This window comes from Streptomyces yunnanensis (assembly GCF_029011865.1).
GTDB lineage: Bacteria > Actinomycetota > Actinomycetes > Streptomycetales > Streptomycetaceae > Streptomyces > Streptomyces yunnanensis.
This window is the reverse complement of record NZ_CP095749.1, coordinates 5,657,835-5,671,065: the sequence shown is the minus strand read 5'-3', so window position 1 is coordinate 5,671,065 and position 13,231 is coordinate 5,657,835. Positions and strand designations below refer to the sequence as shown.

The following is a 13,231-nucleotide window of genomic DNA, read 5'->3' as shown; positions in this document are numbered from 1 at the left end:
CGTACTCAAGGACTCAAGCTCCTGGGAGGGGATCGGTGGCATGCGCCGCGAGGTGAAATACGGACTGATCGGCGGTTCGGTGGCCCTGGTGGCCGGAGTCGTCGGCGGCTTCACGCTGTTCGGCGGCTCGGACGGGTCGGCACCGCAGGCGGTCAGGGCGGCGGATGCCAAGTCCGGCGACGGCGGCCCCACGGTGCCCACCGGCCCGCTGACCGCCAAAGAGGTGAACACCACCACACAGATGTTCCTGACGGCCTGGCAGTCCGGCGACATCGACAAGGCCGCCGCGCTGACCGACGACCCGGGCGCCGCCCGCAGCGCGCTCACCTCCTTCGCCCAGCAGGCGAAGTTCTCCAAGGTGACGCTGAAGCCGGGCACCCCGGCCGGCTCCAAGGTGCCGTACACGGTCAACACCGACATCGCCTACAAGTCCGTCAAGACCCCCTTCTCGTACGACAGCGCGTTGACGCTCCAGCGCGCCAAGGCCACCGGGAAGCCGCAGGTCGCCTGGCAGCCGTCGACGCTCTACCCCGGCCTGGCCAAGGGCGACGAGCTGCGCACCGGGGAGGCCGAGGCGCCGCCGATCAAGGCGGTGGACCGCAACGGCGTCGAGCTGACCGCCAAGGACCACCCGACGCTCGCCGCGGTGCTGGACAGCCTGCGCACCAAGTACGGCAACAAGACCAACGGCAAGCCCGGCGTGGAGCTCTACGTCCACCGCGCCAAGACCACCGACAGCAACAAGCAGCAGCCCGACAAGACCCTGAAGGTGCTCTCCCAGGGCACCCCCGGCACGCTGCGCACGACGCTGGACGCCAAGCTCCAGGCCGCGGCCGAGAACGCGGTCAAGGGCAAGAAGTCGGCGTCCGCCGCGGCCGTCAAGCCCAGCACCGGCGAGATCCTGGCGCTCGCCAACTCCCCCGCGAACGGCTTCAACCTCGCCGCCCAGGGGTCGCTGGCACCCGGCTCGACGATGAAGATCGTCACCGCCGCGATGCTGATGGACAAGGGGCTGACGGCGCCGGACAAGAAGGACCCGTGCCCGAAGTTCGTCACGGTCGGCGGCTGGAAGTTCCAGAACCTCAACAAGTCCGAGATCCCGGACGGCACCTTCGCGCAGAGCTTCGCGGCGTCCTGCAACAACGCCTTCATCGGGCACGCCAAGGACCTCGGCGACGACGACCTGACCAACGAGGCCCGGGACGTCTTCGGCATCGGGCTGAACTGGGCGACCGGCATCCCCACCTTCGACGGCACCGTCCCGGTCATGCACGACGCCCAGATGGCGGCCTCGCTGATCGGTCAGGGCGGGGTCCGGATGAACCCGCTGAACGTCGCCTCGATCGCCGCCACCGCCCAGTCCGGCTCGTTCCACCAGCCGTACATCGTCGCCGCGTCGCTGGACAACCGGACGTTCGCCAAGGCCGCCCGCACCATGAAGCCGGACACCGCGTCCAACCTCAAGGCGCTGATGAAGCTGACCGCGACCTCCGGGACGGGCGCCGAGGCGATGCAGGGGATCAGCGGTGACATCGGCGCCAAGACCGGCTCCGCCGAGGTCGACAACCAGGACAAGCCGAACGCCTGGTTCGCCGCCTACCGCGACGACCTGGCGGCCGCCGCGGTCGTTCCGGCCAGTGGTCACGGCGGCACCAACGCGGGCCCGTTGGTCCGCGCCATCCTGACCGCCAACTAAGGGCCCGGGGGCGCCCCTTCACACGGGGTGTCCACCGGCCGGAAGTCGTTCGCATGGCCCGTACAGCTTTCGCTAGCGTGCGGGCCATGAGCGATTCCGGTACCGAGACCGCCCCTGCCGGCCAACCCCACCCCCGCTTCGCCGAGGCCCTCACCGCCCTCGGGCTGAGCGTGGAGGTGCGCCGGTTCCCCGAAGCCACCCCGACCGCCGCGCAGGCCGCCGCCGCGATCGGCTGCGACCTCGACCAGATCGTCAAGTCGCTGATCTTCACAGCATGGGGGTCCTCCCATGCGCCGGGCCATGAGGAAGGCGTACCGGTGCTGGTCCTGATGGACGGCGCCTCGCGGGTGGACGTGGAGCGGGTCCGGGCCGAGCTGGGCGCCACCAAGGTCCGCCGGGCCGATGCCGCGCTCGTCCGGGAGACCACCGGCTACGCCATCGGCGGCGTCCCCCCGTTCGGCCACCGCACCCGCACCACCGTGCTCGCCGACCGCGGCATCCTCGCCCACCACACCGTCTGGGCCGCGGCCGGCACCCCGCACACCGTCTTCCCGCTCGACCCGCAGACCCTGATCGCCCACGCCGGCGGCCGGGTGGTCGACGTGCGCGAGCAGACCTCATGACGCCGCTGGTCGTCGCCGCGGTGCTGCTGGCCGCCGTCACCCACGCCAGCTGGAACGCCCTCGCCCACGGCATACGCGACCAACTGCTGGCCTTCACCCTGGTCGGTGGCGGCGGGGCGGTCTGCGGCGCGGTCCTGGCCTGCTTCACCCCGCTGCCGGCGGCCGGCGCCTGGCCGTACCTGCTGGCCTCCTCGGTGCTGCACATCGTCTACCAAGGGCTGCTGATGCAGTCGTTCCGCCTGGGCGACTTCGGGCAGATGTATCCGATCGCCCGGGGCACCGCGCCGCTGGTCGTCACCGTGCTCGCGGCGGTCTTCGTGCACGAGGTACCGGACGGCTGGGCGCTGGCCGGCGTGGCCCTGGCGTCCGCGGGGCTGGTGGGCCTGGCGGTCTGGGGCATCCGGGGCTCCGGCCTCCGCCCTCACTGGCCGGCGATAGCCGCGGCGCTCGCCACCGGCCTGTCCATCGCCGCGTACACCACCGTCGACGGCCTGGGCGTCCGCGCCTCGGAGACCCCGCTGGGCTACATCGCCTGGCTGATGATCCTCGAAGGGCTGGTCATCCCGGCCTACGCCCTGGCCACCCGACGCGGCCGGCTCGCCGCCGAGCTGCGCCCCGTCGCACTGCGCGGCCTGGCCGGCGGGCTGCTGTCGGTCTTCGCCTACGGACTGGTGCTGTGGGCGCAGACCCGCGCGCCGCTCGCCCCCGTCGCGGCGCTCCGCGAGTCGTCGATCATCGTCGGGGCCGCCATAGGGACGCTCTTCTTCAAGGAGCGGTTCGGCCTGCCGAGGCTGGCGGCGGCGGGGGTGATGGTGGTGGGGATCGGCCTGATGATGGCGGGCTGACGGCCGCCTTGCGGCCGCCTTGCGGCCGGATTCTTCCCATGTTGTCGGCTTCCCCGCCGTGTGGCTGGCGCCGGGCTGCCCCTGACGTCGTCGCGTTTCCCGCCGTGCGGGTTGCGGTGTTTTCCGCCTTCGGCGGGAGGGGTGTGTGGGGCGGGGCCCCGCGTGGTGCGTGGTGGCGGTTCCGGGGGCTCCGGGGCGGGTTGTCGGACTGCTGCGCTTTACGTCCGACAACCCACCCCTGCGCCCCCGGAACCTCCCGTAGGGGACGGGAGACCCCGCCCCGGTGGGGGGATTCTCATCTGTCGTGCAGGGCGTGGCGCAGTTCGGCGTTGGCGACCAGGATGCCGCCGTCTACGGGGAGGGTGATGCCGGTGACCCAGGAGGCGTCGGGGGAGGCGAGGTAGGCGACGGCCGCGGCGATGTCCTCGGGGCGGCCGACCCGGCCCAGCGGGTAGGCGGCGGCCGCCCGCTCAAGGCGCTCCTCGCGGCCTGCCCAGTTGGGGGTGTCGACGGTGCCCGGTGCGACCAGGTTGACGCGGACGCCGCGGGGCGCGGCGTGGCCGGAGAGCGTACGGGTCAGGCTGGCCAGGCCCGCCTTGGCGGCGCTGTAGGCGTGGTTGCCGAAGTCCTGGATGCCGTTGACCGAGCCGATGTTGACGATCGAGCCGCGACCGCCGGCGGCGGCCAGGTGCGGCAGGGCGGCCCGGGCGCAGCGCATGGCGCCGCTCAGGGTGAGGTCGAGGTCGGCGGCCCATTCCCCGTCGGGGGTGTCCTCGAAGAGCGGCGGGTCGGGGTGGCAGCCGAAGGCGTTGTTGACCAGGGTGTCCAGGCCACCGAAGCGCGCCACGGCGTGATCGACGGCCGCCTCCACCGCGGCCCGGTCGCCGACGTCGCAGGCCCGTGCCTCGGCGGCGCCGCCGGCCGCGCGGAGGGCGTCGGCCGCCCGCTCGGCACGCGCCCCGTCGATGTCGGTGAGCAGCACCCGCGCGCCCTCGTCGGCCAGCCGCCGCGCGGTGGCCTCGCCGATGCCCCGCCCGGCCGCCGTGATCAGTACCCGATATCCCTCGAATCGCCTCATGGCCCGCTACCTACCCACCGGCCCGCACTTCTGCGACGGGCCCGGGTCCGTCCCTCACCCCCCACCGGGGCGGGGTCCCGTCCGCTACGGGAGGTTCCGGGGGCGCAGGGGTGGGTTGTCGGACGTAAAGCGCAGCAGTCCGACAACCCGCCCCGGAGCCCCCGGAACCGCCACCACGCACCACGCGGGGCCCCGCCCCACACACCCCTCCCGCCGAAGGCGGAACAACAGGCACCCGCGCGGCGGGAAACCCGACAACGTGGGGAGCGGCAAGGCGCCAGCCACACGGCGGGAAAACCGACAACGTGGGAAGAATCAGCCGCCCACGGCGGCAACCGCACGGACCAGCGCCTGCGCCCGCGGGTCCGCGGTCACGTTCCGCTGCATGCCGTTGGTGACGTAGCCGAAGGCGATCCCGCTCTCCGGGTCGGCGAAGGCGAGCGCGCCGCCGCGGCCGGGGTGGCCGAACGAGCCGGGGCCGAGGAGCGGCGACGCCGGGCCGTGCAGCATGAAGCCCAGGCCGAAGCGGGTGTTGACGAGGAGGGTGCGGTCGGGTCCTGCGGACTCCTCGGTGCGGGCGAGGGTCAGGGTGGCCGGCGCGAAGAGCCGCGGGTGGTCGTCGACCGGGCCGATCAGTGCGGCGTAGGCGCGGGCCAGCGCGGGGGCGGTGGCGATGCCGGCGGAGGCGGGGAGTTCGGCGGCGCGGTAGGCGTCGTCGTTCTCGTCGGGGGCCGGGGAGATCGCGGCGAAGGCGCGGCTGGTGAGGGAGTCCGGGTCGGCGTAGGCGTCGGCGACCGACCTCTTGGGGCGGACCCGCAGGCCGGCGGAGGCGGGGCGGGGCGGCGGCTCGACGGGCGCGAGGCGGCCGACGCGGGGGCGGGCCTCCTCCGGGAGGCCGATCCACAGGTCGAGGTCGAGCGGCCGGGATATCTCCTCGGCGACCCAGGCGCCGAGGGTGCGGCCGGTGACCCGCAGCACCAGCTCGCCCAGCAGCCAGCTGTAGGTCTGGGCGTGGTAGCCGTGGTCGGTGCCGGGTGTCCAGGCGGGGGCCTGGGCGGCGACCGCGGCCGGGCCGCTGACGCCGTCGATGGCCTGGGCGGGGCTGAGCGGGGTGTCCAGGGCCGGCAGGCCGGCGCGGTGCGCGAGCAGGTGGCGGACCAGGACGCGGTCCTTGCCGGCGGCCTTGAACTCGGGCCAGTACGTGCCGACCGGGGCGTCCAGGTCGAGCTGGCCGCGCTGGTGCAGCAGGAGCGGGACGGTGGCGGCGATGCCCTTGGTGGCGGAGCGGACGACCTGGGCGGTGCCGGGCTCCCAGGGGGCGGCCGTGGCGTCGTCGGGGTCGGCGTCGCCGTCCTTGGTGCCGGCCCGGAGGTCCACGACCTTGCGGCCGTCCCGGTAGACGGTGACCGCCGCGCCGCGCTCGCCGCGCTCGGCGAAGTTGGCTGCGAAGGCGTCCCGGACCGGCTCGTAGCCGTCCTCCACCGTGCCCTGGACGTCCACCACTGACTCGCTTCCCACTCTTCCGTCGCGTTCGATGACCCATCAATGGTGCAACGCCGGGATCCATGCTCATGACCAGGGGGACCGCCAGGGGGCGGGGGCGTGGCGTTCCTCACATCGGGCCACGGGGCGGCGGGCGGGGCCTGCGCACTGCGCAGGCTCACAGGCTCAGAGATAGATCTGTCGCTTGCAGTCGCGGCAGTGGGTCTTGCCGTCGCGCTTCACCGTCCGCCGGTGCTCACACTTCCCGGCTTTCGTCGTCGCCGTCACCGCGCGCACCCGATCCCGTCGGGCCGCACCGCCGCGGCGAGCGCGCGGACCGTCGCCACGTTGCAGCGCCCCAGCTCGATGAGCGCGAGCGGCGCGGGTCCGGTGCAGGAGGCGGCATCGAGCGAGAGGGAGGGCAGGCACACCCCCGCCGCCCGGAGTGCGTCGTTCAGTTCGTCGCGGGCCCGCTCCGCGTCCCTGACCTTCTCCGTCGCCGACTTCCGCCGGTCCGCTGCCACCATGCTCGTCAACTCCCTACGCATGTACGACTGTTGCCCCGACCAGGGGCCTCTTACGGTGCGTGTCTCCAGAGTTACGCTGCAAGAGCACGACCCGCCAGGCCGTTTCCGTCCCCACGTCCAGGTGGGGAGAAGGGAGTTGCACCGTGCCCGCACGTCCTCGGGAACTGACACCCGACCGCAGTGCCCGTCATCTCTTCGGCGCCAAGATGCGCGCCTACCGGGAACGGGGCGCCATAAGCCTTGAGGGGCTGTCGGACGTCGTGAAGATCAGCCGCAGCCACCTGTCCCGGATCGAAACGGCCGAGGCGATGCCGCCTCCGTCGCTCCCGGCGATGCTGGACGCCGCCTTCGGGACGGATGGGATCTTCGAGGAGCTGTACCGGCTGGCGAGCAAGGAGGTCCACCCCGATCAGTTCCGGCGCCGGATGGAGCTTGAGGCCCGGGCCCGGATCATCGACGAGTTCTCGTGTCAGCTCGTGACGGGGCTGGTGCAGACCGAGGAGTACGCCCGTGCGCTGTTCCAGACCTACGACCCGAGGCGAAGCCCGGAAAAGACCGAGGAGCTGTGGACGGCCCGTCTGAGCCGGCAGGCCCACCTGCGGGCCGACCCCCAACCGGATCTCTCGGTGATCCTTGACGAGGCGGTGCTCCGGCGGTCCTACGGCGGACCGGCCGTTATGCGGGCCCAACTGGCCCATCTCATCGACGTGACGCTGACCCCCACAAGCACCTTGCAGGTTCTCCCGTTCGAGCACGGGGGACATGGCCGGGGGCTCACTGGCGCTGTTCACCCTCGAAGACGGGACCCAGGTCGCCTGGGAGGAGGGGTTCGCGAGCGGGACATTGCTGGAGGACGCGGCGAAGGTCCGGCACCTTCGGCGGGCCTACGATCGGCTCAGGGCCTGCGCCCTGTCGCCGCGCGATTCGGCGGCGTTCATCCGGTCCGTCATGGAGGCACTACCCACATGAGCACCCCTTCGGACCTCTCCCGCGCGGAGTGGGTCAAGTCGAGCCACAGCAACGGTGAGGGCGGCGGCTGCGTCGAGTGGGCACCCGCTCACCTCACCTCGGGCACCGTCCCCGTCCGCGACAGCAAGGACCCGCACGGCCCGGCCATACGCTTCGGGACGGCCGCCTGGTCCTCGTTCGTCGCCGTCGTCAAGGGCGGGGAGCTGCCCGCCTGACGTTCGCGGCGGCACCGAGTGACCGGCCCTCGCGGAATGCGGGGGCCGGTGTCGTCGTCATGGCCGAGTTGCCGCCCACCCGCGGCGCCGAAACCATGGGGGCGTGAGCGATGCACCCGAGGCGTATCTGCGGTATCCGCACCTCCACGGCGACCTGCTCTGCTTCGCCGCCGAGGACGACCTGTGGCTGGCGCCGCTCGCGCCGGACGGCGAGGAGCCGGGCCGGGCCTGGCGGCTGACCGTGGACCGGACCCGGGTCGGGCACCCGCGGTTCTCCCCCGACGGCACCCGGATCGCCTTCACCAGCTGGCGCAGCCTCGACCCGGAGATCCACCTCGTGCCGGTGGCGGGTGGTCCGGCCCGGCGGCTGACGTACTGGGGCAGCACCGACGCCCGGGTCTGCGGCTGGACGCCGCCGGACCACGAGGGCCAGGCGCAGATCCTCGCGGTGTCCTCGCACGGCCAGCCGTTCTCGTACTACTCCTGGGCGTACAGCCTGCCCACCGACGGCAGCCCGGGCGGGCAGCTGCCCTGGGGGCCGGTCGCCCACATCGCGCTGGCCGACGTCGACGGGGAGCGCCGCACCCTGCTGCTCAGCGGCAAGCCGCCGCACGAGCCGGCGTCCTGGAAGCGCTACCGGGGCGGGGCGACGGGCCGGATGTGGCTGCACGGCACGCGGCTGCTGCCGGATCTGTGCGGGCACCTGGACTCGGTGATGTTCACCGGCGGCCGGATCGCCTTCCTCTCCGACCACGAGGGCGTCGGCAACGTCTACTCCTGCCTGCCGGACGGCACCGATCTGCGCCGGCACAGCGACCATCGCGACTTCTACGCCCGGCACGCCTCGACCGACGGTTCCCGGATCGTCTACCAGTGCGCCGGCGACCTCTGGCTGATCGACGACCTGGGCCCGGACGCGGTGCCGCGGAAGCTCGCGGTGCGGCTGGGCGGCCCGCGGGCCGGCCGCCGCGGCTACCAGGTCCCGGCCGCCTCGCACGTCACCGGGCTGGCGGTGGACGCCACCGGGCGGGCCAGCGCGGTCGGGATCCGCGGCAGCCTGTACTGGCTCACCCACCGCGACGGCCCGGCCCGCACGATCCACGACACCCCGGGCGTACGGGTCCGGCTGCCGGTGATGCTGGGCGCCACCGGGCGGATCGCGTACGTGACGGACGCCGAGGGCGAGGACGCCGTCGAGATCGCCAATCTGCCGCGGGCCAGCGGGCCGGGCACGCCGCGCCGGCTGGCGGCCGGGGCGCTGGGCCGGGTGCACGAGCTGGTCCCCGCGCCGGACGGCGAGCGGCTGGCGGTGGCCACCCACGACGGGCGGCTGTTGCTGGTGGAGACCGGCGCGCCGGAGGAACCGGGGAGCGGCCCGGCCGACGCCGGCGGCGAGGACGGTGCGGACGGCGGGAGCGGCCCGGCCGAACCGGTCACCGAGCTGACCCGGTCCGCCAACGGCCCGGTCCGCGACCTGGCCTTCTCCCCCGACTCCCGCTGGCTGACCTGGTCGCACCCGGGTATCGGCCGTTCGCTGCGCAAGATCAGCATGGCCCGGCTGTCCGACGGGCACGTCGTGGACGTCACCAACGGCCGCTTCGAGGACGAGCAGCCGGTGTTCACCCGGGACGGCCGCTACCTCGCGTTCCTGTCCTGGCGCGGCTTCGACCCGGTCTACGACGTGCACACCGGCGATCTGTCGTTCCCGCTGGGCTGCCGCCCCTATCTCGTCCCGCTGTCGTCGGCGACGCCGTCCCCGTTCGCGCTGTCCCCGGAGGGGCGGCCGGCGGCCGGCGGGCTGGACCCGGACGAGAACCCCCCACCGTCCGGGGAGGGGCCGGTGCTGGTGGAGGTCGAGGGGCTGGCCAACCGCGTCACGCCGTTCCCGGTCGCCGCCTCGAAGTACTCCTCGCTGCAACCGGTCGGCGGCGGTGGGCTGGTGTGGCTGCGCTGGCCGATCTCCGGGGCGCTGGGCGAGACCTTCGCCAACCCGGCCGACACCTCGGGCCGGCCCACCCTGGAGCACTTCGACCTGGTCAAGGCGCGGCGCACCGAACTCAGCAGCTCCCTGGACGGGTTCGCGCTCAGCGGCGACGGCACCCGGCTGGTCGTCAACGACGAGGGCGAGCTGCGCGCGGTGCCCGCCACCGAGCCGGCGGACAGCGACTCCACGGTCTATCTGGACCTGCGGCGGATCCTGCACGACGTCGATCCCGGGTCGGAGTGGCGGCAGGCGTTCGAGGAGGCCGGCCGGATCGTCCGGGCGTACTTCTGGGACCCGAAGCTGTGCGGGATCGACTGGGAGGAGGTGCTGGCGCAGTACCGGCCGCTGCTCGAACGGGTCGCCAGCCCCGACGAGTTCGCCGACCTGCTGCGCGAGGTGCTGGGCGAGCTGGGCACCTCGCACGCCTATGTCACCGGCGCCCGGCGCAACGAGGGGCCGCCGCACTACCAGCGTCCGATCGGGCTGCTCGGGGCCAACTTCGTGCGCCGGGACGGCCGTTGGGTGGTCCGACGGATCCTGCCCGGTGAGTCCTCGGACTCCAAGGCCCGCTCGCCGCTGGCCGGCACGGGCATCCGCGAGGGCAGCGCGCTCACCCACGTCGACGGGCGCCCGGTGGACCCGGTGGCCGGCCCGTACCCGCTGCTGGCCGCGGCCGGCGGCACGACCGTGGAGCTGACGTTCTCCCCGCCGGAAGGGGAGGGGACCGGCAACGGCCACGCCCGGCGGGTCGCGGTGGTCCCGCTGGTGGACGAGCGGCCGCTGCGCTACCAGGACTGGGTGGCCAAACGGCGCGCCGTGGTGCGGGAGTTGAGCGACGGCCGGTGCGGCTATCTGCACATCCCGGACATGGGCGGCTCGGGCTGGGCGCAGTTCAACCGCGATCTGCGGCGGGAGGTCGCGATGCCCGCGCTGATCGTGGACGTCCGCGGCAACGCCGGCGGCAACATCTCCGAGCTGGTCATCGAGAAGCTGACCCGGACCATCATGGGCTGGGACCTGACCCGGGACGCCGAGCCGGTGTCGTACACCAGCAACGCGCCGCGCGGCCCGGTGGTCGCCCTCGCCGACGAGATGACCTCGTCCGACGGCGACATGATCACCGCGGCGTTCAAACTGCAGGGCATCGGGCCGGTGGTCGGGACCCGGACGTGGGGCGGGGTGGTCGGCATGACCGGCCGGCACCGGCTGGCCGACGGCACCCAGATCACCGTGCCGATGAACGCCGCGTGGTTCCACCTCTACGGCTGGGGGGTGGAGAACCACGGCGTCGAGGTGGACATCGAGGCGCTGCGCTCGCCGCTGCACTGGGCGGAGGGCCGGCACCCGCAGCTCGGCGTCGCGGTGCGCACCGCGCTGGAACTCCTGGAGCGGCATCCCGCGGCGGACCCGCCGAACCTCTCCGACGTCCCGGACCGGCGGCGCCCGCCGCTCCCGCCGCGCGGCACCAACTGACCGCCGCCCACGCCCCGTCGAGGCCCCGTCGACACCGGCGTTGACGCCGGTACGCACGTCGACGCCGGTACGAAGCTGCGCACGACGAAGAGGCGCATCCGGATCCGGATGCGCCCCTCCACGAGGACGAACGACCCTCGTTCAGGACGTCGGACGCCCGTCACGCACGGACGGACGTCGTCGCGTCAGCTCTGGTAGCGGTCCTCCACGTCGTCCAGCGCCTGCTGGCCGCGCTCGCGGGCCTGCTGACCCCGCTCCTGGCCCTGCTTGCCGCGCTCCTGGGACTGCTTGCCGCGCTCCTGGCCCTGTTGGGCCCGCCGCTTGGCCTCGTCCTTGAGCTGCTGCGCCTTGTCCTTGAACTGGTCTTCGATGCCCATGGTGTTCACTCCTGTGGGGGTGTTGGGGATCGGGCTCGACAAGCGTGACATGAACCGGCATTCGTCGCATTTCGATCATAATCGGGCACTCTCCGTGGCCGGCTCCCGGGCCCGGTCCCACCCCGCCCCCGGCCCCGCTACCCGCTCAGCCGGGCCTTCTCGTCCGCCTCGCCGCCCGCGCCGACCAGCCCGGGCCGGAACCCGTCGAGCCGGCCCTCGAACCGCCGCATCTCGCGCTGCCCCACCGTCCCGATGAGCGACGGCAGACAGCCGCGCACCGACTGCATCCCGCGCAGCCACCACTGCGCGTAGACGTGCGCGGAGCGGCGCTCGATGCCGGCCACCAGCCGGTCCACCGCCGGGCCCAGCGGATAGGTCTTGTTGGCCGGCCAGGGCAGCCGGGCGCGCAACTCCCGCATCAGGTCCTCCCGGTCGGCACCGCGCACCATGTCGGTGTCGGTCCAGCTCAGGTACCCGACGCCGACCCGGACGCCCTTGTAGCCGACCTCGGCGCGCAGGCTGTGCGCGAACGCCTCCACGCCCGACTTGGAGGCGCAGTACGCGCTCATCATCGGCGCCGGCGTGATCGCCGCGAGCGAGGCGATCTGCAGGAAGTAGCCGCGGGATTCCATCAGCACCGGCAGGAACGCCCGCCCGGTGACCGCGCCGCCGATCAGGTTGACCTCGATGACCCGCCGCCAGGCCACCGGGTCGGAGTCCAGCAGCGGACCGCCGGTCGCCACCCCGGCGTTGGCGACCACCACATCGACCTTCCCGAAACGGAGCTTGACCTCCTTCGCCACCCGGGCCATCGACTCGTGGTCGGTGACGTCGGCGTGCCAGTGGTGGGCCGGGCCGTGCAACGAGGCCGCGACCTCGCGCAGTTCGTCGGGTTCCAGACCGATCAGCGCCAGGGTCGCCCCGCGCGCCGAGAGCTTGCGCGCCAGCAGCGCCCCGACCCCGCGCGCCGCGCCGGTGACGACCACGACCTGCCCGTCGAGCTTGCTTCCGTTCATGCCGCCTTCTCCTTCTTCTGCCGCCCCGCCGGCCGCTCGTCCCGGGAGGACGGGGCGGTGGCCAGATGGTCGCGGACGAGTTCCCGCAGCCGCCCGGCGACCGCGTCGGGGGCCTCGACGGGGGTCATGTGGCCGAGCCCGGGCAGCTCGGTCAGCCCTTCGCACCGCGGGAGGACGGAGGCCAGCCGCCGGGCGTGCACGAACGGGGTGAGCCGGTCCGCGGTGCCCGCCAGGACCGCGGTCGGCACCTCCAACCGGCTGACCCCGCGGGTGAGTTGGAGGTGGTAGAGCACCATGCCCCAGCGGGCCCGGACGTCGGTCGGGCAGGCGTGCACGATCCGCGCGCACGCCTCGATCTGCTCGGCGCTCGACCCGCCGCCCATCGTGGCGTAGCGCAGGGCCCACCTGGCGACCGGGGAGACCGGGCCGAGCGGGGCGCGCGAGCCCAGCAGCAGCCGGTGCGCCAGGCGGCGACCGCCGGGGGAGGGCAGCGGGAACACCCGGGACTCGGCGGCCAGGTCGGCGCAGCCGGTGCTGCACAGCAGGGCGGCCGCGGCCCGGGCGCGCAGCTCGGGCCGCTCGGCGGCGGCCATGATCGTCATCCCGCCCATGGAGTGCCCGCCGACGACGGCCCGCTCACCGGGGGCCAGGCTCTGTTCCAGGACGGCGACCAGGTCGTCGGCGAGCGCGCGGGTGCTGTGGCCGGCGGGCGGGACGGCCGGGCTGCGCCCGTGCCCCCGCTGGTCGTAGACCACCACCTTGTGGGTGTCGGCCAGCTCCCGGACGACCGGCGCCCAGAACGCGGTCGAGCAGGTCCAGCCGTGCGACAGGACCACCGCCGGGGCGCCCTCGGGCCCGTGGACCTCGGCGTACAGCCGCGACCCGTCGGCGGAGGTGACGTCCAGCGTCCTTCGGGGCACCGGCGGGGCGTAGCGGCCCCGGGTGG

10 protein-coding genes and 2 pseudogenes are annotated in these 13,231 nt (G+C 73.7%); 6 read left to right on the top strand and 6 right to left on the bottom strand.

What is annotated here, in order from left to right:
• Positions 1 to 40: 40 nt before the first annotated feature.
• From MOV08_RS24825 to MOV08_RS24815, 3 genes are all read left to right on the top strand, one after another.
• A complete protein-coding gene (locus MOV08_RS24825) occupies positions 41 to 1,696 on the top strand; it encodes a penicillin-binding transpeptidase domain-containing protein (protein WP_039635688.1) in 1,656 nt (551 codons plus the stop codon).
• Between the two features lie 86 nt (positions 1,697 to 1,782).
• Positions 1,783 to 2,319 (top strand): YbaK/EbsC family protein, encoded by a 537-nt coding sequence (locus MOV08_RS24820; RefSeq protein ID WP_275308872.1) that lies wholly within the window; start codon positions 1,783 to 1,785, stop codon positions 2,317 to 2,319.
• Positions 2,316 to 3,164 carry a DMT family transporter gene (locus MOV08_RS24815; protein WP_275308871.1) on the top strand — a complete coding sequence of 283 codons (849 nt, stop codon included), beginning with the start codon at positions 2,316 to 2,318 and terminating at the stop codon, positions 3,162 to 3,164. Before MOV08_RS24820 ends, MOV08_RS24815 begins: the two co-directional genes overlap by 4 nt.
• A 295-nt stretch (positions 3,165 to 3,459) precedes the next feature.
• Here the strand turns inward: MOV08_RS24815 and MOV08_RS24810 are convergent, their stop codons facing one another.
• From MOV08_RS24810 to MOV08_RS24800, 3 genes are all read right to left on the bottom strand, one after another.
• Positions 3,460 to 4,242 (bottom strand): SDR family NAD(P)-dependent oxidoreductase, encoded by a 783-nt coding sequence (locus tag MOV08_RS24810; protein WP_039635683.1) that lies wholly within the window; start codon positions 4,240 to 4,242, stop codon positions 3,460 to 3,462.
• 315 nt (positions 4,243 to 4,557) lie between these two features.
• Positions 4,558 to 5,745, bottom strand: a complete 1,188-nt coding sequence (locus tag MOV08_RS24805; protein WP_039635681.1) for a serine hydrolase domain-containing protein — start codon at positions 5,743 to 5,745, stop codon at positions 4,558 to 4,560.
• Between the two features lie 263 nt (positions 5,746 to 6,008).
• Positions 6,009 to 6,251, bottom strand: coding sequence for a hypothetical protein (locus MOV08_RS24800; protein ID WP_275308870.1), 243 nt, complete (start codon positions 6,249 to 6,251; stop codon positions 6,009 to 6,011).
• 206 nt (positions 6,252 to 6,457) lie between these two features.
• Between MOV08_RS24800 and MOV08_RS24795 the strand changes: the two are divergent.
• The 3 genes and pseudogenes from MOV08_RS24795 to MOV08_RS24785 all read left to right on the top strand — a co-directional run bounded on the left by MOV08_RS24795 (position 6,458) and on the right by MOV08_RS24785 (position 10,892).
• A pseudogene (locus tag MOV08_RS24795) lies at positions 6,458 to 7,220 on the top strand (helix-turn-helix domain-containing protein).
• The gene (locus MOV08_RS24790) at positions 7,217 to 7,435 is read left to right on the top strand and encodes a DUF397 domain-containing protein (protein ID WP_275308869.1); all 219 of its coding nucleotides are present in this window, start codon (positions 7,217 to 7,219) and stop codon (positions 7,433 to 7,435) included. The pseudogene MOV08_RS24795 and the gene MOV08_RS24790 overlap by 4 nt, the downstream one beginning before the upstream one ends.
• Before the next feature lie 103 nt (positions 7,436 to 7,538).
• Positions 7,539 to 10,892, top strand: a complete 3,354-nt coding sequence (locus MOV08_RS24785) for a S41 family peptidase (RefSeq protein WP_275308868.1) — start codon at positions 7,539 to 7,541, stop codon at positions 10,890 to 10,892.
• Between the two features lie 185 nt (positions 10,893 to 11,077).
• Here the strand turns inward: MOV08_RS24785 and MOV08_RS24780 are convergent, their stop codons facing one another.
• The 3 genes and pseudogenes from MOV08_RS24780 to MOV08_RS24770 all read right to left on the bottom strand — a co-directional run.
• Entirely contained in the window at positions 11,078 to 11,269 is a 192-nt protein-coding gene (locus MOV08_RS24780; RefSeq protein ID WP_039635671.1) for a hypothetical protein, read from the bottom strand.
• 137 nt (positions 11,270 to 11,406) lie between these two features.
• Positions 11,407 to 12,285: an SDR family oxidoreductase gene (locus MOV08_RS24775; RefSeq protein ID WP_275308867.1), complete on the bottom strand. Its 879-nt coding sequence runs from the start codon at positions 12,283 to 12,285 to the stop codon at positions 11,407 to 11,409.
• A pseudogene (locus MOV08_RS24770) lies at positions 12,282 to 13,067 on the bottom strand (alpha/beta fold hydrolase); the annotation flags it as partial. The pseudogene MOV08_RS24770 and the gene MOV08_RS24775, both read right to left, overlap by 4 nt.
• Between the last annotated feature and the right edge of the window lie 164 nt (positions 13,068 to 13,231).